Raw genomic sequence first — 19,039 nt, 5'->3', positions numbered from 1 at the left:
CGTCGACCATCTGCTGGAGTGCGTCGACATCATGGACGCCACCGGATCCAGCGATCTGAAGCTGTGGTTCGCCGACGGGACGAACTATCCCGGGCAGGACGACATCCGCGAGCGGCAGGACCGGCTCACCGAGGGACTGGCCGAGGTGTACGAGCGGCTCGGGGACGGGCAGCGGATGCTGCTGGAGTACAAGTTCTTCGAGCCCGCCTTCTACTCGACGGATGTGCCGGACTGGGGCACCGCCTACGCGCACTGTCTCAAGCTCGGCGAGAAGGCGCAGGTCGTGGTCGACACCGGACACCACGCCCCGGGCACCAACATCGAATTCATCGTCGCCACCCTGCTCCGGGAACAGAAGCTCGGCGGGTTCGACTTCAACTCCCGCTTCTACGCCGACGACGACCTCATGGTCGGCGCCGCGGATCCCTTCCAGCTGTTCCGGATCATGTACGAGGTCGTGCGAGGTGGCGGCTTCACCCCCGACGTGGCTTTCATGCTCGACCAGTGCCACAACATCGAAGCCAAGATCCCCGCCATCATCCGCTCCGTGATGAACGTCCAGGAAGCCACGGCGAAAGCGCTGCTGGTCGACCGGCAAGCCCTCGGTGAGGCCCAGAGGACCGGGGACGTCCTCGAAGCCAACGCCGTGATCATGGACGCCTACAACACCGACGTACGACCCCTGCTCGCCGAGCTGCGCGAGGAGATGGGCCTCGACCCCGACCCCATCGCCGCCTACCGGCGCTCCGGCTGGGCCGAGAAGATCGTAGAAGAGCGGGTCGGCGGTCAGCAGGCCGGCTGGGGGGCATAGCCGTAACTCATGATCTTGCCCGGCGTTGGGATGCCTGGGGCCGCGAGGTCCCGGGAGAATCTACCGACGGGATCACGAGGTCGCCTGCCATGCACCAGGTCATGAAGAAGATCGTCTCCGGATTCGCCGCGATGGTCGCGGCTCTCGGCTGTGTCATCGCCGTGGGGCCGCCCGCGGCGGCCGCCGGGAAGTGGTGCAACCACTCGGTCTGTATCGAGACCTACGACACGGGCACCTACCTGGGCCGGGTCGAGGTGTCGGTGACCAACACCAACCAGCCGCACCGGATCAGCGCACGCGTGTGGACGACCAACGGCTGGAGCGCCCACACCAAGGTGGAGGACGTCGCCGCGTTCCGGACCTACCGCGACCAGGCGTACCCGCAGCGGCACTTCCCGGCGGGTACCCGGCTCTGTGCGGAGGGCTTCCGTGGGGGCGCGAGTGTGGGGCTGCCCTGTGTGACGATCACCAACTGAGGCCCAGCGCGGGAAACGGAACGAGGGGGCCGAGCGGATTGCCGCTCGGCCCCCTCGCCGTGTGTCAGGCCTCCTCTTCCTCGCGTCAGGCCTCCTCTTCCCCCGGTGACGCGAAGGGGTGGCGGATCCCGGTCGGCGGCCAGACGGGGGCGGCGTAGGGCCTTCGGAAGGTGTGCCGGCCCGAGCCGACCTCGAAGGGGTCGGTCTCACCGGGGAGCAGGATGTCGGCCCGAGTGTTCGGCGGCACCAGGGCGTCGACCACCAGCGTGCCGTCCTCGACGTGCCAGCCCGCCTCCGCCCTGCCGTACGGCGTCTCGTGCGCGGCCTTGGCGTGGGTCAGGCCGCCGCCGGGCACGGGGGCGATCCGCAGCCTGCGCCAGCCCGGCTCGGCGGCCTCCAGTCCGGCGACCGTGCGGTGCAGCCAGTCGGCGACCGCGCCGAGGGCGTAGTGGTTGAACGAGGTCATCTCGCCGGGGTTGATCGTCCCGTCGGGGAGCATGGAGTCCCAGCGCTCCCAGACCGTCGTGGCGCCCATGGTGACCGGGTAGAGCCAGGACGGGCAGCCCTCTTCCAGGAGCATGCGGTACGCGAGTTGCGGCTCGCCCGCCTCGCAGAGCGCGTCGCAGATCAGCGGTGTGCCGGCGAAGCCGGTGGCGATACGGAACTCCGCCCGGCGCACGATCCGGGCCAGCCGCTCCCCCGCGCCCCGGCGCTGACGTTCCGTGGGCAGCAGCGCGAAGCACAGGGCCAGGGCGTACGCCGTCTGCGCGTCGCTGGACAGCCGGCCGGCCGGGGTGAGGAACTCGTCGGCGAAGGCGGCCCGGACCGAGCGGGCGAGGTGCTCGTAGCGGGTGGCGTCGTCCTTCTCGCCGAGCAGGAGGGCGGTCTCGGCGAGGACATCGGCCGAGCGGACGACGTAGGCGTTCGCGACGAGGTCACCGTCGGTGCGGGCCTCGCCGGGGTTGTCCGGCGGGGCGGCCGGGTCGAGCCAGTCGCCGAGCTGGAAGGTCTGCCGCCACAGTCCGCCGCCCTCCTCGGTCAGCCGGGCGGCGGTCTCCATCCAGGCGCGCATGCTCGGGTACTGGGTGCGCAGCACGTCCAGGTCGCCGAAGCGGCGGTAGAGGGTCCAGGGCACCAGGACGGCCACGTCCGCCCAGACCGCGTGCGGGGTGCCGCCGAAGGCGTCGCCCAGGATGTCGGGGACGACGAGCGGCGGTACGCCGTCGGGGCGGGCGAGCTGTTCGGCGGCGAGGTCGCGCAGCCAGCCGGTGAGCATGCCGGAGCAGTCGTGGAGGAAGGACGCGGTGGGGGCGAAGACCTGGATGTCGCCGGTCCAGCCGAGGCGTTCGTCGCGTTGCGGGCAGTCGGTGGGGATGTCGAGGAAGTTGCCGCGCATGCCCCAGACGACGTTCTCGTGGAGCCGGTTCACCAGGTCGTGGGAGGACTCGAACCAGCCGGTGCGGGCCATGTCGGTGTGCAGGACGACCGCCTCGACGGCCGTCGGGTCGAGGTCGCCGGGCCAGTTCTCGATCTCGGCGTAGCGGAAGCCGTGGAAGGTGAAGTGCGGCTCGTAGGTCTCGGTGCCGTGGCCGCTCAGTGTGTAGGTGTCGGTGGCGCGGGCCAGGCGCAGGGGCCGTACCCCGAGTTCGCCGTGTTCGAGAACCTCGGCGTGGCGCAGGGTGAGGGTGTGACCGGCCGGTCCGGAGACGCGGATACGCAGGCGGCCCACCAGGTTCTGGCCGAAGTCGAGGACGGTCCGGCCGGAGGGCGTCGTGATCACGTCGACGGGGGCCAGGGTCTGGGTGCGGCGTACGGGCGGGCCCGTCGGTGCCACCAACTCGGCGTCGGGCGGCGGGAGTTCGGTGACGGGTGACCAGTCGGTGGTGTCGTGGCCGGGGGCGGACCAGCCGGGCCGGGCCCGTCGGGCGTCGTAGGCCTCGCCGTCGTAGAGCTCGGAACGCAGGAGCGGGCCGGTCGTGGTGCGCCAGCCGTCGTCGGTGACGACGGTGGTGACCGTGTTGTCGGGGTGGGTGACCTCCAACTGGGCGAGGAGGGCGCGCCGGTCGCCGTAGACGTGGCGGCGGCCGCCGTGGAAGCCGAGGTGGCCGGTGTACCAGCCCTCGCCGAGGAGGGCGCCGAGGGTGTTGTCGCCCTCGGTGAGCAGGGTGGTCACGTCGAAGGTCTGGTAGCGCAGGCGGTGGTGGTAGGAGGTCCAGCCGGGGGCGAGGACGTGGTCGCCGACGCGGGTGCCGTTGATCTCGGCCTCGTAGACGCCGTACGCGGTGACGTACAGGCGGGCGGAGGCGACCGGCTTGTCGAGGCGGACGTCGCGGCGCAGGAGGGCGGGAGGCAGGGGTCCGTCGGCGGGTTCGCGGTCCGGGGTGACGGGGCGCGCGGTCCAGTCGGTACGGGTGAGCAGTCCCGTCTCCGCGTGGGTGACCGGCGACCAGGCGGACGCCTCGCCGCCGGTGCCCCACACCTGGACGCGTACACCGACCCGGGCCCGGGAGCCCAGCGGCTCGCCCGGCCAGTCGACCAGGACGGACGCAGCGCTCTCCACGCGCCCGGTGTCGACGAGGACGGTGCCGTCGGCGTCCGTGACCTCGATCCGGTACGCCTCCTGCGCCCAGTCCGGGGTGTCCGTCTCCGTACGCCAGCTCAGGCGCGGCCGGGGCTCACCGATGCCGAGCGGTTCGCGGTGGTGTTCCAGCACGGGGGCGGTGACGTTCACGCGATCACTTCCTGGTGGGGGGACGGGAGGCGGTCGGGGCTCAACGCAGGGCTTCCTTCCGGGGTGGGGAGACGGCGTCGCGGACGGCCACGCCCGCTCCTTGCGGGGCGATACGGCGGACGATCACGACACCGACGAGGCCGGAGACGGCGACGCACAGCGTGCTGAGCCACAGGACCGCCGAGCCACTGGCGTGCATCAGCGCCGGCGTGGCGAGGCCGGCCAGACCGCACAGGGTCCGGCTGACGCCGTAGGTGAGGCCCTGTGTGGTGGCACGCAGTTCCTCGGGGAACGCCTCCTGGGACCAGATCTTGTAGTTGGCCTCGCCGGCGAACTGGTTGACGACGTTGTAGAGCAGCAGGAAGAAGATCATCGCCGCCATCACGGCACCGCCGGTCGCGGCGGCCACGGCGAAGGCGAGGACCTGGAGGGCGGCGCAGACGTAGAACAGGCGGTCGCGCCACGGCGTGTCGGCCAGCCGTACGAAGACGAGCGAGCAGGCCAGGCCGAGCGGCAGGGTGGCCAGGCTCAGACCGGTGGCCAGGGTCTGGGAGGCGCCGCTGACGGTGGTGAGGAAGTAGGTGCCGTACTGGCCCATGGTGTTGGCGGCGAGGTTCCAGGCGAGGTAGAAGCCGCCGGTGGCGAGGAGCGGGACGAGGATCGGTCGCGATGTGAGGCGCCGTAGCCCCTTGGCGTCGATGCCCTCTGCTCCCCCGCCCCGCTCGGCGTCCTCCAGCACCGGGGACAGCCGCATGCGGTTGCGCAGCACCCAGCTGACCACCGCCACGACGGCGAGGTGGGCGAAGAGGATCTGCGCCGAGAGGTAGCCGAGCGTGGAGGTGGCGAAGCCGACGAGGATGGCGACCGCGATGCCGGCGACCCACATGGTCTGAGTCGCACCGATGAGACGGCCGCGGACCGAGCGCGGGGAGTGCTCGGAGACCATGGCGAGCGAGGTCGGCAGGTCCGCGCCGGCGGCGAGACCGCCGATGATCATTCCGGCGAAGAGGAACGTGCTGTTGGGCGCGAGGACCAGGATGGCCGCGCCGACGGCGTAGACCAGGATGTCGATCCCGTACACCCGCCTGCGGCCGAAGCGGTCGGCGAGGCGGCCGCCGATCAGGGAACCGACGGCGATCGAGAAGGTGAGGGCCGCGCTCAGCGCGCCCAGGCCCCAGGACGACAGGTGGAAACGGTCCTGCCACAGGCCCAGCGCCACACCGGAGGAGACGATGATGCCGGAGTCCAGGTAGGAGGCCATGCCGGAGAGGACGGCCAGGCGCCACTGGGCGCGGGTCACTCGGGGCTGCTCGGGGAATCCGCTGACGATGGCGTCGTTGCTCATCAGGCGGCCTTTCGAGAGGGGAAGGGGACGATCGGCGAGTCGTGGAATGACCACCGTGGTGACACGTGTCATTCACGACGATCCGCGTGAAACGTTTCACGGCATCGTGAGGGTCACCCGGGACTCAGTCAAGGGGTCGTGCAGGAGATTCGATTCGTTTCGCGACGGCGTCTTGACGCGCTTCCAGGGATGCGGATACGTTCCCTGAAACGATTCAAAGAACGCTTCACCTTCACGATTCGGCCTGTTCAACCGGCACCGGCGCCCCGCCCCCGCGGCAACGCCGTGGCCTGCGACATTTCAGGGGTGGTCATGCCAGACCCGTCCGCCGTCAAGGCAGCACTCGCGACCCAGAGGATCGAGACGCCGTCGTGGGCGTACGGGAACTCGGGCACGCGGTTCAAGGTGTTCGCCCAGGCGGGTGTCCCCCGCGATCCCTGGGAGAAACTGGCCGACGCGGCGAAAGTGCACGAGTTCACCGGCGTGGCCCCGACCGTGGCGCTGCACATTCCCTGGGACAAGGTCGAGGACTACGGCAAGCTCGCCGAGTTCGCCCGGGGGCTGGGAGTTGCTCTGGGGGCGATCAACTCCAACACGTTCCAGGACGACGACTACAAGCTGGGGAGCATCTGTCATCCCGAAGCGGCGGTGCGGCGCAAGGCCGTCGACCATCTGCTGGAGTGCGTCGACATCATGGACGCCACCGGATCCAGCGATCTGAAGCTGTGGTTCGCCGACGGGACGAACTATCCCGGGCAGGACGACATCCGCGAGCGGCAGGACCGGCTCGCCGAGGGACTGGCCGAGGTGTACGAGCGGCTCGGGGACGGGCAGCGGATGCTGCTGGAGTACAAGTTCTTCGAGCCCGCGTTCTACTCGACGGATGTGCCGGACTGGGGCACCGCGTATGCGCACTGTCTCAAGCTCGGGGAGAAGGCGCAGGTCGTGGTCGACACCGGGCACCACGCACCGGGCACCAACATCGAATTCATCGTCGCCACCCTGCTCCGGGAACAGAAGCTCGGCGGGTTCGACTTCAACTCCCGCTTCTACGCCGACGACGACCTCATGGTCGGCGCCGCGGATCCCTTCCAGCTGTTCCGGATCATGTACGAAGTCGTGCGGGGTGGCGGCTTCGGGCCGGACGTGGCCTTCATGCTCGACCAGTGCCACAACATCGAAGCCAAGATCCCCGCCATCATCCGCTCCGTCATGAACGTCCAGGAAGCCACGGCCAAGGCGCTGCTGGTCGACCGGGAAGCGCTGGCCGAGGCTCAGCGGTCCGGTGATGTGCTCGACGCCAACGCCGTGATCATGGATGCCTACAACACCGACGTACGCCCCTTGCTGGCCTCGCTGCGGGAGGAGCAGGGGCTGGATCCCGATCCCATCGCCGCCTACCGGCGCTCCGGCTGGGCCGAGAAGATCGTGGAAGAGCGGGTCGGTGGTCAGCAGGCCGGCTGGGGGGCGTAGCTACTCGTCTGCCGTGTGATCGTCGTTGCCGGCTGCGGGTTTGTGTGTGGCTGGTCGCGCAGTTCCCCGCGCCCCTGAAGGGGCGCGCTGTCGTTGCCCAATTTTGAGAAGGACTGGAAATCATGGCAAGCCATCCCGAAGCCGCTGCTCTGCTGGCGCGTTCCCGTGGGCTCGGTGCTGATCCGCGGAACACCAACTACGCGGGCGGGAACACGTCCGCGAAGGGGACCGACACGGATCCCGTCACCGGTGGTGATGTGGAGCTGATGTGGGTGAAGGGGTCCGGTGGTGACCTCGGGACCCTGACGGAGGCCGGGCTGGCCGTGCTGCGGCTGGACCGGATGCGGGCGTTGGTCGATGTGTATCCGGGGGTGGAGCGCGAGGACGAGATGGTCGCCGCGTTCGACTACTGCCTGCACGGCAAGGGCGGTGCGGCGCCGTCCATCGACACCGCCATGCACGGGCTGGTGGAGGCGGCCCACGTCGACCATCTGCATCCGGACTCCGGGATCGCGCTGGCGTGTGCGGCGGACGGGGAGAAGCTGACGGCCGAGTGTTTCGGGGACACGGTGGTGTGGGTGCCGTGGCGGCGGCCCGGGTTCCAGCTGGGGCTGGACATCGCTGCGGTGAAGAAGGACAACCCGCAGGCCATCGGGTGTGTGCTCGGCGGGCACGGGATCACGGCCTGGGGTGACACGTCCGAGGAGTGCGAGCGGAACTCGCTGCACATCATCCGGACCGCCGAGGCGTTCCTGGCGGAGCGGGGCAGGGACGAGCCCTTCGGGCCCGTGATCGAGGGGTACGAGGCGCCGGCCGAGGGCGAGCGTCGGGAGCGGGCCGCGGCGCTCGCGCCGTATGTGCGGGCGATCGCCTCGCAGGACAGGGCCCAGGTGGGGCACTTCAACGACTCCGCGCCGGTGCTGGAGTTCCTGGCCCGTGCCGAGCACCCGCGGCTCGCCGCGCTGGGGACCTCCTGCCCCGACCACTTCCTGCGGACGAAGGTCAGGCCGCTCGTGCTCGATCTGCCGCCGTCCGCTCCACTGGAGGAGGCTATCGCCCGGCTGAAGGAGCTGCACGCGGAGTACCGCGACGAGTACGCGGCCTACTACCAGCGGCACGCCGAGCCGGACTCCCCCGCGATGCGGGGTGCCGATCCGGCGATCGTGCTGATCCCGGGCGTGGGCATGTTCTCCTTCGGCAAGGACAAGCAGACCGCGCGGGTGGCGGGCGAGTTCTACGTCAACGCCATCAACGTGATGCGCGGGGCGGAGGCGGTGTCGACGTACGCGCCGATCGAGGAGTCGGAGAAGTTCCGTATCGAGTACTGGGCCCTTGAGGAGGCCAAGCTCCAGCGGATGCCGAAGCCGAAGCCGCTGGCGACCCGGGTGGCGCTGGTGACGGGTGCGGGCAGTGGGATCGGCAAGGCGATCGCGCAGCGGCTCGTTTCCGAGGGCGCGTGTGTCGTGGTCGCCGATCTCAACGCGGAGAACGCGGCCGCGGTGGCCGAGGAGCTCGGTGGGTCGGACAAGGCCGTCGCCGTGACCGTGGACGTCACCTCCGAGGAGCAGATCGCCGAGGCGTTCAAGGCGGCGGTGCTGGCGTTCGGCGGGGTGGACCTGGTGGTCAACAACGCCGGTATCTCCATCTCCAAGCCGCTCCTGGAGACCTCGGCGAAGGACTGGGACCTCCAGCACGACATCATGGCCCGGGGTTCCTTCCTGGTGTCGCGGGAGGCCGCGCGGGCGATGATCGCGCAGGGGCTGGGCGGGGACATCGTCTACATCGCCTCGAAGAACGCCGTGTTCGCCGGGCCCAACAACATCGCGTACTCGGCGACCAAGGCCGACCAGGCGCACCAGGTCCGGTTGCTGGCCGCCGAGTTGGGTGAGCACGGCATCCGGGTCAACGGGATCAACCCCGACGGTGTGGTGCGCGGGTCCGGCATCTTCGCCGGGGGCTGGGGCGCCAAGCGGGCCGCGGTGTACGGCGTGGAGGAGGAGAAGCTCGGCGAGTTCTACGCGCAGCGGACCATCCTCAAGCGGGAGGTGCTGCCCGAGCATGTCGCCAACGCCGTGTTCGCGCTGACCGGCGGGGAGTTGACGCACACCACCGGGCTGCACGTCCCGGTCGACGCCGGCGTCGCGGCCGCCTTCCTGCGATGAGCGCGGGCGTGAAGGCGTACGCCGCGGTCGACCTCGGCGCGTCCAGCGGGCGGGTCATGGTCGGCCGCGTCGGCCCCGACAGTCTGGAGCTGACCGAGGCGCACCGCTTCCCCAACCGGCCGGTCCGGGTGCCCGAGGGACTGCGCTGGGACGTGCTCGGGCTGTACGGGGGTGTCCTGGACGGGCTGCGGGCGGCGGGGCAGGTGGATTCCGTCGGGATCGACAGCTGGGCCGTGGACTACGGCCTGCTGGACGCCGAGGGGGCCCTGCTCGGCAACCCGGTGCACTACCGGGACGGCCGTACCGAGGGCGTCGCGGAGAAGGTGTGGACGACCGTGCCGGCGCCGGAGCTGTATGCGGCGACCGGGTTGCAGTACGCGCCGTTCAACACCCTGTACCAGTTGGTCGCCGCCCGCGGCTCGTCCCAACTGGCGCATGCCGAGCGGTTGTTGCTGATGCCCGACCTGCTCACCTACTGGCTCACGGGCGAGCAGGGCACCGAGCTGACCAACGCATCCACGACCCAGCTGATCGATCCCCGGACGCGTGAGTGGTCGTACGACATCGCGGCGCGGCTCGGTGTCGACCTGGACCTGTTCGCCCCGCTGCGGCAGCCCGGTGACCGGGCGGGGCTGTTGCGGGCGGAGGTGCTGGAGGAGACGGGGCTGCGAGGGCCGGTGCCGGTGACGGCGGTGGGTTCGCACGACACGGCGTCCGCGGTGGCGGCGGTGCCGGCCACGGGCGAGCGGTTCGCCTACATCTGCACCGGGACATGGTCGCTGGCGGGTCTGGAGCTGGACGCGCCGGTGCTGACGGAGGAGAGCCGGCTCGCCAACTTCACCAACGAGCTGGGGCTGGACGGCACGGTCCGGTATCTGCGCAACATCATGGGGCTGTGGCTGCTCCAGGAGTGCGTACGGGCCTGGGGCGACCCGGATCTGGGCGGGCTGCTGCTGGACGCGGCCAAGGTGCCGGCGCTGCGGTCGGTGGTGGACGCGGGGGACGCGGCGTTCCTGGCGCCGGGCCGGATGCCGGAGCGGATCGCCGAGGCGTGCCGTGCCTCGGGGCAGCCGGTGCCCGTGTCGCCCGGCGAGATCACGCGCTGCATCCTCGACTCGCTGGCCCTCGCCCACCGCAGGGCCGTGGAGGACGCGCAGCGACTGGCCGGGCATCCGGTCGACGTCGTGCACGTGGTCGGCGGCGGCACCCGCAACGCCCTGCTGTGCCAGCTGACCGCGGACGCCTGCGGGCTGCCGGTGATCGCGGGTCCGACGGAGGCCGCGGCCCTCGGGAACGTCCTGGTCCAGGCCCGGGCCCACGGGCTCGTCGGCGACCTCACCGGGATGCGCGGCCTGCTCACCCGTACCCAGCCGCTCACGCGCTACGAGCCGCAGGGCGACACCGCCCGGTGGCGCGAGGCACAGGCCCGGCTCGCCGGGGCGTGACGGGGGGCTCCCCGGAGCCGTGTTCCCCGCATTACGCTTCACTCATCCGATGATCGAACACTAGGAGCCGCGATGCGTGTCGCCCTGTTCCTGACCTGCGTCAACGACACGCTCTATCCGGACACCGGGCGCGCCGTGGTGAAACTGCTGACCAGGCTGGGCGTCGAGGTCGATTTCCCGATGGCGCAGACCTGCTGCGGGCAGGCGCACTACAACACCGGTTACCGGCATGAGGCGGAGCCGCTGGCTCGGCATTTCTCCGATGTCTTCGGGGGCTACGAGGCGATCGTGACGCCGTCCGGTTCGTGCGGGGCGATGGTGCGGGAGCTGTATCCGCGGATGGGTGAGCGGGCCCGGGCGGAGGGTCGCGGGGACACACTCGCCGCTACCCTGGCGCCGGTGGTGCCGAAGACGTACGAACTGACGGAGTTCCTGGTGGACGTGCTGGGGGTGACGGACGTCGGGGCGTACTACCCGCGGACGGTGACCTACCACCCGACCTGTCACGGGCTGCGCGGGCTGGGGCTCGGTGACCGGCCGCGGCGACTGCTCCAGGCGGTCAGGGAGCTGGAGCTGAGGGAGCTGCCCGGTGCCGACGAGTGCTGCGGCTTCGGCGGCACCTTCGCCCTGAAGAACGCCGACGTGTCGGCGGCGATGGGTGCGGACAAGGTGCGCAACGCCGAGTCGACCGGCGCCGACGTGCTGTGCGCGGCGGACAACTCGTGTCTGATGCACATCGGCGGCACCATGACCCGGCTGAGGACGGGCATGCGACCGGTGCACATCGCGGAGATCCTGGCGAGCACGGAGGAGGAACCGGCCGTATGAGCGGGACGTTCGTAGGAATGCCGGCCTTCCCGGTGGCCGCGCACGAGGCGGTCAACAACCAGACGCTGCGCGGGAATCTGCGGCACGCCACGCACACCATCCGCGGCAAGCGGGCCAAGGCCGTCACCGAGGTGTCGGACTGGGCCCAGCTGCGGGAGGCGGGCAAGCGGATCAAGGACCACACGCTGCGTCATCTCGACCGCTATCTCGTGCAGTTGGAGGAGTCGGTGACGGCGGCGGGCGGCACCGTGCACTGGGCCGCCGACGCCGACGAGGCCAACCGGATCGTCACCCGACTCGTCAAGGAGACGGGCGAGTCGGAGGTCGTCAAGGTCAAGTCGATGGCCACGCAGGAGATCGGACTCAACGAGGCCCTCGAAGCCGAGGGCATCCGCGCCTACGAGACCGATCTCGCCGAGCTGATCGTGCAGTTGGGCAAGGACCGGCCCTCGCACATCCTCGTGCCGGCGATCCACCGCAACCGGGGCGAGATCCGGGACATCTTCGAGCGGGAGATGAGCGAGTGGGGCCGTCCGGCGCCCGAGGGGCTGACGGACACCCCGGCCGAACTCGCCGAGGCGGCCCGTCTCCACCTGCGGGAGAAGTTCCTGCGCGCCAAGGTGGGTGTCTCCGGCGCCAACTTCATGGTCGCCGAGACCGGCACGCTGGTCGTGGTGGAGTCCGAGGGCAACGGGCGGATGTGCCTGACCCTGCCCGAGACGCTGATCTCGGTCGTCGGCATCGAGAAGATCGTGCCGAGCTGGCGGGACCTGGAGGTGTTCCTCCAGACCCTCCCGCGCTCCTCGACGGCGGAGCGCATGAACCCGTACACGTCGATGTGGACCGGGACGACGGACTCCGACGGGCCGCGGACCTTCCACCTGGTGCTGCTCGACAACGGCCGCACCGACACCCTCGCCGACGAGGTCGGCCGCCAGGCCCTGCGCTGCATCCGCTGCTCGGCGTGTCTGAACGTCTGCCCGGTGTACGAGCGGGCCGGCGGGCACGCCTACGGCTCGGTGTACCCGGGCCCGATCGGCGCCATCCTCAGCCCTCAACTCCGGGGCACGGGAAGCGAGATCGACGCCTCCCTGCCGTACGCCTCGTCGCTGTGCGGGGCCTGCTACGAGGTGTGCCCGGTCGCCATCGACATCCCCGAGGTGCTGGTGCACCTCAGGGAGCGGGTCGTGGAGGGTGGGCCGGTGACGCGGGAGGGCAACAAGGTCGTCCTCAAGCCGGCGAAGGGGCATGCCGCCGAGCGGGCGGCGATGCGGGCGGCACGCTGGGCGTTCTCGCACCCGGGCGCGCTGCGCACCGGCCAGCGGCTCGCCTCGCGGACCCGGCGCCTGCATCCGCGGACCCTGCCCGGGCCGGGCAGCGCGTGGAGCGGGACGCGGGATCTGCCGGCGGTGCCGGCGGAGCCGTTCCGTGACTGGTGGCAGCGGACGCAGGGCGGAAAGGGCGGTGCGAAGTGAACGACAGGGAGCGCATCCTGGGCCGGGTGCGGCGCGCGCTGGCCGACGTGCCACAGGACGACACGCCGTACGAGCAGGCCGTTCCGCGTGACTACCTGACCGAGCACGGCGAGCGCAGCGTCGAGCAGACGGTGGATCTCCTGGCCGAGAACCTGGCCGACTACCGGGCGATCGTGCACCGCTGCACGGCCGCCGACCTCCCGGCGACCCTCGCCGGGATGCTGGCAGCGCGGGGCTCGAAGACCGTGCTCGCGCCGCCCGGCCTGGATCCCGCGTGGCTCGCGGCCGTGGAGGCCGACCGGGTCGCGGACCGGGCGGAGACCACCCCGCACGAGCTGGACCGGGTCGACAGCGTGGTCACGGCCTGCACGGTGGCCGTCGCCGAGACCGGCACGCTCGTCCTGGACGGCAGCCCCGACCAGGGCCGCCGCCGCGTCACGCTCGTCCCCGACCATCACATCTGCGTGGTGCGCGTGCCCGACCAGGTGGTCTCCTCCGTCCCCCGGGCCCTGGAACGGCTGTCCCCGACCCGCCCGCTCACCTGGATCTCCGGTCCGTCCGCGACCAGCGACATCGAGCTCGACCGGGTGGAGGGGGTGCACGGTCCGCGCACCCTGGAAGTGGTGCTGGTGACGGCCTGAGCCGTGGTCAGGAGGAGTGCGCCACGGCCCTGTCGACCAGGTCCCGGGTCAGGTGCTGCAGGCGCAGGGCGCAGCGGCTGCGGCAGGTGGAGGTCGTCCCAGTGGATGCGGCCCAGGGGCAGTCCGGGGGTGCCGACGTTCAGGACGACGAGCCGGTCGCGAGGAGATCGGCGGGCACTGCGAGAGCCTCCTCACGCGCGCCCGGGAGCAGGGGGCGTTGCGCGAGGGGGGGACCACTCCCCGAGTGAGTGCGGCCCCCGGGGAGACGCGGCCGGTGAGCGGCCCGGGGCACGCGCCGTTAGCGTGAGGGCATGATCCGGTTCGAACAGGTCGGCAAGCGGTATCCGGACGGTACGACGGCCGTGGACGAGCTCAGTTTCGAGGTGGCCGAGGGCGAGCTCGTCACGCTCGTGGGGCCGTCCGGCTGCGGCAAGACGACGACCATGATGATGGTGAACCGGCTGATCGAGCCGACCTCGGGGCGGATCCTGGTGGGCGGCGAGGACATCGCCGCGGTCGACCCGGTGCGGCTGCGGCGGCGGATCGGGTACGTGATCCAGCAGGTGGGGCTCTTTCCGCACCGCACGATCCTCGACAACACGGCGACCGTGCCCTCGCTCGTCGGCTGGAAGAAGGCGAAGGCGCGGGCCCGGGCGGCGGAGTTGCTCGATCTGGTGGGCCTGGACCCGAATACCTACGGGCCGCGCTACCCCGAGCAGTTGTCCGGCGGGCAGCGCCAACGGGTCGGCGTGGCACGGGCGTTGGCCGCCGACCCGCCGGTGCTGCTGATGGACGAGCCGTTCGGCGCCGTCGACCCGGTGGTGCGCGAGCAGTTGCAGGACGAGTTCCTGCGGATGCAGGCCGCCGTGCGCAAGACGGTGCTGCTGGTCACCCATGACATCGAGGAGGCCGTCCGGCTCGGCGACCGTATCGCCGTGTACGGGCAGGGGCGGATCGAGCAGTTCGACACACCGGGCGCGGTGCTGGGAACGCCGGCGACCCCCTATGTCGCCGAGTTCGTCGGCGCCGACCGGGGGCTGAAGCGGCTGTCCGTCACCCGGATCGAGCCGGACGACCTCCAGCAGCCGCCGGTCGCCCGGCTGGACGAGCCCGCCGAACGGGCCGCCGACCGGCTGCGGGCCGAGGGGGCGCGCTGGGCGGTGGTCCTGGACGCGGGCGGCGACCTGCACGGCTGGGTGGGCATCGACGACCTCGACACGGGCGGTTCGGTCGGCGCTCTCGCCCACCGGATGAACGCCTGGGTGCCGGTGGGCGCTCCCCTTAAACAGGCGTTCGGAGTGATGCTCCAACACGACGCCGGCTGGGTCGCCGTGCTGGACGGGGCCCGCTTCCTGGGCGTCCTGACACCCGCGAAACTGCACGAGGCCCTGCGCAGGTCGGTCGACGCGGACGCGCGGGGCGTGTTGCGGGCGCAGGTGCGGTTCGACTCGGTGTCGGATGCCTGAGACTCCAGGATCCCCGCTCAGTGGCCACCGGCCGCCGGGGGCACCTGATCGGCCGGATGGAGCAGTTCGATGACGCGTTCCTCGTACCGGACACGGGCCGGGGAGAAGTCGTACGGCATCTTGCCGATGGCCTCCAGTGTGCTCATCGTCGCCTCGGATTCTTCCTGGCCGGCGTGCTCGTCGTGCTGGTCCAGGAGGTCTTCGAGGGCCTCGTCCAGGCCGGATCTGTCGATGGCGGCCGCCAGGGCGTTCTCATGAGCACACCGCCGGGCGGCCAGGTCTTCGATGCGGGGATCGTCGGGGCACACGGTGTCGTCCAGGGCCGACTCGGCTTCGGCCAGGCGGTCCTCCTCGGCCCTCAGTTCGGGGTGGGTGGCCAGGACGATGAACCGGTCGGCCTGGACGGCGGCGCCCACCGGGCCGAAGATGCGCTCCGTGACCAGGAGGGTATCGAGATCGGTCGAGCGCAGGGCTCCGGGCGGCAGATCACGCAGGCGGCCGCCGACCAGCGGTGACAGCAGGCCCAGGCGGCTGCCCGCCTCGCGGAAGCGGTGCACGGCGGTCCGCTGGGCTTCGATGGCGGCCGCCTTGGAGGCAAGGGTTTCCTCCAGCTGGGCCAGGGACTGCTCGATACCGGCGGTGCCATCGAAGCCGGTCCGAATGTCGTCCAGAGAGATACCCGCGTCAGCCATCTTGCGGATCCACAGCAGGCGCATCATGTCGTCGTATCCGTAGCGGCGGCGGTCATCACTGCCGCGGTCCGGCTCGGCGAGAAGCCCGATGGCGTGGTAGTGGCGGATGGCGCGGGGCGTGGTGCCGGCGAACGCGGCGGCATCGCCGATCTTGACCCGGCGCGGAATCGGAGGAAGGGGCATGCGAGGGGACCTCTCAATGTCGTACGCGCCGTCCACTGGACCACATGCCGCTACGGCACATGCAAACCCCACTGCCGTGGGCGCGCCCCGCGCTTCTTGCCGGACTGCCGGCTCGCGACCGTCGTCGACGACCTGTCGCGGACCTGGGACCTCTTCAGCCGTCGATTGATCGAGCGATAAGGTATGACGTATGCCAGCGGAATCGCAGCCCTCAGCCCGTCTGTTCCCACGACGTCTACCGGCCGGACGTTTGGGCGTTGCTGTCGTTTCCGAACTCGTCGACCTCATCGTGACGGGCCAGTTGAAGGAAGGCGAGCTGCTGCCTCCCGAGGGCCCGCTGAGCGAGCACTTCGGCGTGAGCCGCACGGTGCTGCGTGAGTCGGTGAAGCGGCTGGAGGAGAAGGGCCTGGTGGTCGTCTCCCAGGGCCGCGGCACCCAGGTGCGGGCGCCGGGCTACTGGAACATGCTCGATCCGGTGGTGCTGTCCGCGTTGATCGACAACGACGAGACGCTCGGCGTCCTCGACGAGCTGACGGTCGTGCGGGCGAGCCTCGAATCGGCGATGGCGGGCGCGGTCGCCGGGACTCGCAGCGCAGACGGTTTGAGGAGGCTGGAGAACGCCCTCACCACCATGCGCGAAAGTGCGGGCGAGACGGACTCCTTCCGGCAGGCGGACGTGGTGTTCCACTACGCCCTCATGGAGATCTCCGGCAACCGGCTGGCGGAGAACATCGCCAAGCACCTGTACAAGCGGGCCGTGGACTCCAGTCGCTACCAGGGCATCGACACGCCCGACGCGTTCGACCTCACGCTGAAGGAACACGCGGCGATCGTCGACGCCATCTCACGTCAGGACGTCGCCGCGGCCCAGAAGGCCATGCACGATCACATCCACATCTCGTGGGAGCGTCGTCGCCTGCCCGACCACGCGCCTCGGGCGCGCGATCAGGCGAGCGAGTAGACGTCGGCGGCGTTGCCGCCGAAGACACGCGCGCGTTCCGCGGTGGACAGCCCGTCGAGCAGGGCTCCCACCGCGGACTTCCAGGGCGCCACTCCCCCGCCGAGTTCGGCCAACGGCCAGTCGGAGCCGTAGAGAAGACGCTCGGGACCGAAGGCCTCCAGGGCAATCGTCACCGGGGCGGCGAGATCGGCCGCACGCCATGATCCGGGGGCGAGGCCCGAGGTGAGCCCCGAGACCTTCGCGACGACGTTCGGTCGCCGCGCGAGTTCCCGCAGCCACGACTCCCAGCCGCTTGTGTCCTGCCCGGGCCCGGGCGGACCGCCCAGGTGATCCAGCACGAAGCGCAGTCCGCCGTGGCGCGCGGCCAGCCGGGTCGCCTGAGGAAGCTGCCAGTCACGCACGACGAGGTCGAAGCGGAGGCCCTCGCGCTCGAGCACGGCGAGGCCCGCGCCGACCTTCTCGCGCAGCAACCACTCCGGGTCCGGGTCGATGTGCACCAGATGCCGCACCCCGACGACGGGAACCGCGGCGTGCTCGCGGATCTGGTCGAGCTGAGGTTCCACCTCCGCCTCCAGGTCGACCCAGGCGACGAGACCGGCGATGACGGGCGAGTCCAACCGGGCGAGCCGGACGCTCTCTTCGAGGCTGTTGCTCGACTGCACGACCACGGCACGGTCGAGTCCGTTCGAGGCGAGCATCTCGCTCAGATCGGCGGCGCCGAAGTCGCGGGCGATCGGGGCCATGGTCTCCGCGTCGATCCAGTCCTGCGGGTCCACGGCCCGGTTCCACAGGTGCACATGGGCGTCGATGGCAGCACTCATGCGAGGTGCCAGACTTCGTCGACAGGCTGCCACAGGGCGTGCGGAACCCGCTCCTCGGCGATCCTCACCTGACACGGGTCGGTGTGCGTCCACCATTCCCGCGAGGCCGGGTCGTCGGCGATCCGTCGCATGTCGGCCTCGTGGTCCTCGCCGACGTACTCGTAGTAGGCGAACAGGATGTCGCCGAATACGAAGATGCTGTAGTTGCGTACGTTGCACTCGGTGAGCTTGCGCTCGACGCTCGGCCAGACGGCCCGGTGGAGTGCCAGGTACTCCTCGCGCTTCTCGGGCCGTACACCCACGACGAAGGCCCTGCGTTCAGGTCGACGGGTCATGAGGGCCGGCCTCCGGGGTACAGCGGGGCGTCCATCAGGTCCGGCTCGGCCACCAGCCGCAGGGCGGCGCGTTCGGGCCGGATGTGCGGTCCGGTCGCCGCGGGCCGAGGTGTCGCGGTGTCGGCCGGTGACATCCGGGATTCGTCGACGACGATCCCGAGCCCTGGGCGGTCTCCGAGGACGATGCCTCCGTCGTCGATCTGCTGGTCCACATCGAGACCGACGGGAAAGAGAAGATCCTGCACTTCGCAGGTCAGAAGGTTCGGCACCGCGGCGGCCGCGTGTGCGACCGGGTTCGCGTTGTAGGCGACGGGGCTCACCGGAAGATCGTGAGCGTGCGCGAGCGTCGCGACACGGAGGAAATGGGTGATCCCCCACACGTTGCCGACCTGCACGATGTCGACCGCGTTGGCGTCCAGCAGGGGGCGGTACTGCTCCAGACCGGTCAGGTTCTCGCCGCTCGCGATCGCCGCGCGTACCTTCCCGCGCAGCGCGGCCATTCCTGCCGCATCCCATCGGCGCAGCGGTTCCTCCACCCAGGTGAGGTCCATGCGCTGCTCGATGGCCGCGACGAAGCGGGCGGCCTGGGCGTGGTTCCACGACTCGTTGGCGTCGAACATGATGGCCGGTCGCCGGGAGTTGCGGCTGAGAACCTCGCGCATGATCTCCAGCCGAGGCAGGTCACGGTCGAGGTCACGGCCGCCCTTGAGCTTGCCGGCCTTGAACCCGCGGTCCGCGAACCGGCCGTAGAGATCGGCGAGTTCTTCGTCGGTGAGGCCGTACTCGAGACCGGACGCGTACCCGGGCACGAAGCGCGAGCGGGCGCCGAGTGTGCGCCAGAGCGGTTCCTCGGCGACCTTGGCCTTGATGTCCCACAGCGCCATGTCGACGGCCCCGATGGTGCCGAAGGTGGATCCTGAGTGACCGGCCTTGAACACCCAGGCGAGCATCCGGTCGTAGAGCGCCACGACCGACCGCGGGTCGTCGCCCTCGATCGCGGGGAAGACCCGCGCGATGTCGGCGTGGGACCCGAGGCCGACCCCCTCGATGCCGGTGTCGGTCTCGATGATGAGGACGGGGATCGGTGTCGCGTTACCGGGCTGGACGCCGTTGACGTCGCCGGTGATCCTGCCCCAGTCATGGACGGTGTTCAGGCTGCGGTACCCGGTGATCTTCATCGGCCGTGGCTCTCCT

The 19,039-nt window shown here is 70.7% G+C and carries 16 protein-coding genes; 10 read left to right on the top strand and 6 right to left on the bottom strand.

Annotation, left to right across the window (positions count from 1 at the left end; genetic code table 11):
- Window positions 1–811 (top strand): rhamnose isomerase (locus K4B79_RS30895; protein ID WP_232030517.1); only part of this gene is annotated, 811 nt, incomplete at its 5' end.
- 89 nt (window positions 812–900) lie between these two features.
- Window positions 901–1,287 (top strand): hypothetical protein, encoded by a 387-nt coding sequence (locus K4B79_RS30890; protein WP_232030516.1) that lies wholly within the window; start codon window positions 901–903, stop codon window positions 1,285–1,287.
- Window positions 1,288–1,372: 85 nt separating this feature from the next.
- Here the strand turns inward: K4B79_RS30890 and K4B79_RS30885 are convergent, their stop codons facing one another.
- Window positions 1,373–4,018, bottom strand: a complete 2,646-nt coding sequence (locus K4B79_RS30885; protein ID WP_232030515.1) for a glycoside hydrolase family 78 protein — start codon at window positions 4,016–4,018, stop codon at window positions 1,373–1,375.
- A gap of 40 nt (window positions 4,019–4,058) precedes the next feature.
- A complete protein-coding gene (locus tag K4B79_RS30880; RefSeq protein WP_232030514.1) occupies window positions 4,059–5,363 on the bottom strand; it encodes an MFS transporter in 1,305 nt (434 codons plus the stop codon).
- Between the two features lie 312 nt (window positions 5,364–5,675).
- Here K4B79_RS30880 and rhaI point away from each other — a divergent pair, with 312 nt between their 5' ends.
- The 7 genes from rhaI (at window position 5,676) to K4B79_RS30845 (ending at window position 14,853) form a co-directional block, all read left to right on the top strand.
- Window positions 5,676–6,836 (top strand): L-rhamnose isomerase, encoded by a 1,161-nt coding sequence (gene rhaI, locus K4B79_RS30875; RefSeq protein ID WP_232030513.1) that lies wholly within the window; start codon window positions 5,676–5,678, stop codon window positions 6,834–6,836.
- Window positions 6,837–6,958: 122 nt separating this feature from the next.
- Window positions 6,959–8,998 (top strand): bifunctional aldolase/short-chain dehydrogenase, encoded by a 2,040-nt coding sequence (locus K4B79_RS30870; protein WP_232030512.1) that lies wholly within the window; start codon window positions 6,959–6,961, stop codon window positions 8,996–8,998.
- Entirely contained in the window at window positions 8,995–10,443 is a 1,449-nt protein-coding gene (locus K4B79_RS30865; protein ID WP_232030510.1) for a rhamnulokinase, read from the top strand. Before K4B79_RS30870 ends, K4B79_RS30865 begins: the two co-directional genes overlap by 4 nt.
- Window positions 10,444–10,515: 72 nt before the next feature.
- Window positions 10,516–11,271 (top strand): (Fe-S)-binding protein, encoded by a 756-nt coding sequence (locus K4B79_RS30860; protein WP_232030508.1) that lies wholly within the window; start codon window positions 10,516–10,518, stop codon window positions 11,269–11,271.
- Window positions 11,268–12,746 carry a LutB/LldF family L-lactate oxidation iron-sulfur protein gene (locus tag K4B79_RS30855; RefSeq protein ID WP_232030506.1) on the top strand — a complete coding sequence of 493 codons (1,479 nt, stop codon included), beginning with the start codon at window positions 11,268–11,270 and terminating at the stop codon, window positions 12,744–12,746. Before K4B79_RS30860 ends, K4B79_RS30855 begins: the two co-directional genes overlap by 4 nt.
- Window positions 12,743–13,387 (top strand): LutC/YkgG family protein, encoded by a 645-nt coding sequence (locus tag K4B79_RS30850; RefSeq protein WP_232030504.1) that lies wholly within the window; start codon window positions 12,743–12,745, stop codon window positions 13,385–13,387. The genes K4B79_RS30855 and K4B79_RS30850 overlap by 4 nt, the downstream gene beginning before the upstream one ends.
- Window positions 13,388–13,698: 311 nt before the next feature.
- Window positions 13,699–14,853 carry a betaine/proline/choline family ABC transporter ATP-binding protein gene (locus K4B79_RS30845; RefSeq protein ID WP_232030502.1) on the top strand — a complete coding sequence of 385 codons (1,155 nt, stop codon included), beginning with the start codon at window positions 13,699–13,701 and terminating at the stop codon, window positions 14,851–14,853.
- Window positions 14,854–14,870: 17 nt separating this feature from the next.
- Here the strand turns inward: K4B79_RS30845 and K4B79_RS30840 are convergent, their stop codons facing one another.
- Window positions 14,871–15,728, bottom strand: coding sequence for a MerR family transcriptional regulator (locus tag K4B79_RS30840; protein WP_232030500.1), 858 nt, complete (start codon window positions 15,726–15,728; stop codon window positions 14,871–14,873).
- Window positions 15,729–15,978: 250 nt separating this feature from the next.
- Between K4B79_RS30840 and K4B79_RS30835 the strand changes: the two genes are divergently transcribed.
- Window positions 15,979–16,689, top strand: coding sequence for a FadR/GntR family transcriptional regulator (locus K4B79_RS30835; protein ID WP_232030498.1), 711 nt, complete (start codon window positions 15,979–15,981; stop codon window positions 16,687–16,689).
- Here the strand turns inward: K4B79_RS30835 and K4B79_RS30830 are convergent.
- The 3 genes from K4B79_RS30830 to K4B79_RS30820 are packed head-to-tail and all read right to left on the bottom strand — an operon-like array spanning window position 16,674 to window position 19,023.
- Entirely contained in the window at window positions 16,674–17,510 is an 837-nt protein-coding gene (locus tag K4B79_RS30830) for an amidohydrolase family protein (protein WP_232030496.1), read from the bottom strand. The two genes, K4B79_RS30835 and K4B79_RS30830, sit on opposite strands and share 16 nt — an antisense overlap.
- Entirely contained in the window at window positions 17,507–17,845 is a 339-nt protein-coding gene (locus K4B79_RS30825; protein ID WP_232030495.1) for an L-rhamnose mutarotase, read from the bottom strand. The genes K4B79_RS30830 and K4B79_RS30825 overlap by 4 nt, the downstream gene beginning before the upstream one ends.
- Window positions 17,842–19,023, bottom strand: a complete 1,182-nt coding sequence (locus K4B79_RS30820; RefSeq protein ID WP_232030493.1) for a mandelate racemase/muconate lactonizing enzyme family protein — start codon at window positions 19,021–19,023, stop codon at window positions 17,842–17,844. The genes K4B79_RS30825 and K4B79_RS30820 overlap by 4 nt, the downstream gene beginning before the upstream one ends.
- Window positions 19,024–19,039 lie beyond the last annotated feature (16 nt).

The organism is Streptomyces lincolnensis, from assembly GCF_021173675.1.
Classification (GTDB): Bacteria; Actinomycetota; Actinomycetes; order Streptomycetales; family Streptomycetaceae; genus Streptomyces; species Streptomyces lincolnensis_B.
Note: the sequence above shows the minus strand (reverse complement) of the source record. Positions and strands in the feature narration are given on the sequence as shown.

Bases quoted from the DNA above. Each gene is read 5' to 3' on its own strand.
- K4B79_RS30890 (WP_232030516.1), top strand. From the start codon at position 901: ATGCACCAGGTCATGAAGAAGATCGTCTCCGGATTCGCCGCGATGGTC.
- K4B79_RS30880 (WP_232030514.1), bottom strand. From the start codon at position 5,363: ATGAGCAACGACGCCATCGTCAGCGGATTCCCCGAGCAGCCCCGAGTG.
- rhaI (WP_232030513.1), top strand. From the start codon at position 5,676: ATGCCAGACCCGTCCGCCGTCAAGGCAGCACTCGCGACCCAGAGGATC.
- K4B79_RS30870 (WP_232030512.1), top strand. From the start codon at position 6,959: ATGGCAAGCCATCCCGAAGCCGCTGCTCTGCTGGCGCGTTCCCGTGGG.
- K4B79_RS30865 (WP_232030510.1), top strand. From the start codon at position 8,995: ATGAGCGCGGGCGTGAAGGCGTACGCCGCGGTCGACCTCGGCGCGTCC.
- K4B79_RS30860 (WP_232030508.1), top strand. From the start codon at position 10,516: ATGCGTGTCGCCCTGTTCCTGACCTGCGTCAACGACACGCTCTATCCG.
- K4B79_RS30855 (WP_232030506.1), top strand. From the start codon at position 11,268: ATGAGCGGGACGTTCGTAGGAATGCCGGCCTTCCCGGTGGCCGCGCAC.
- K4B79_RS30845 (WP_232030502.1), top strand. From the start codon at position 13,699: ATGATCCGGTTCGAACAGGTCGGCAAGCGGTATCCGGACGGTACGACG.
- K4B79_RS30840 (WP_232030500.1), bottom strand. From the start codon at position 15,728: ATGCCCCTTCCTCCGATTCCGCGCCGGGTCAAGATCGGCGATGCCGCC.
- K4B79_RS30830 (WP_232030496.1), bottom strand. From the start codon at position 17,510: ATGAGTGCTGCCATCGACGCCCATGTGCACCTGTGGAACCGGGCCGTG.
- K4B79_RS30825 (WP_232030495.1), bottom strand. From the start codon at position 17,845: ATGACCCGTCGACCTGAACGCAGGGCCTTCGTCGTGGGTGTACGGCCC.
- K4B79_RS30820 (WP_232030493.1), bottom strand. From the start codon at position 19,023: ATGAAGATCACCGGGTACCGCAGCCTGAACACCGTCCATGACTGGGGC.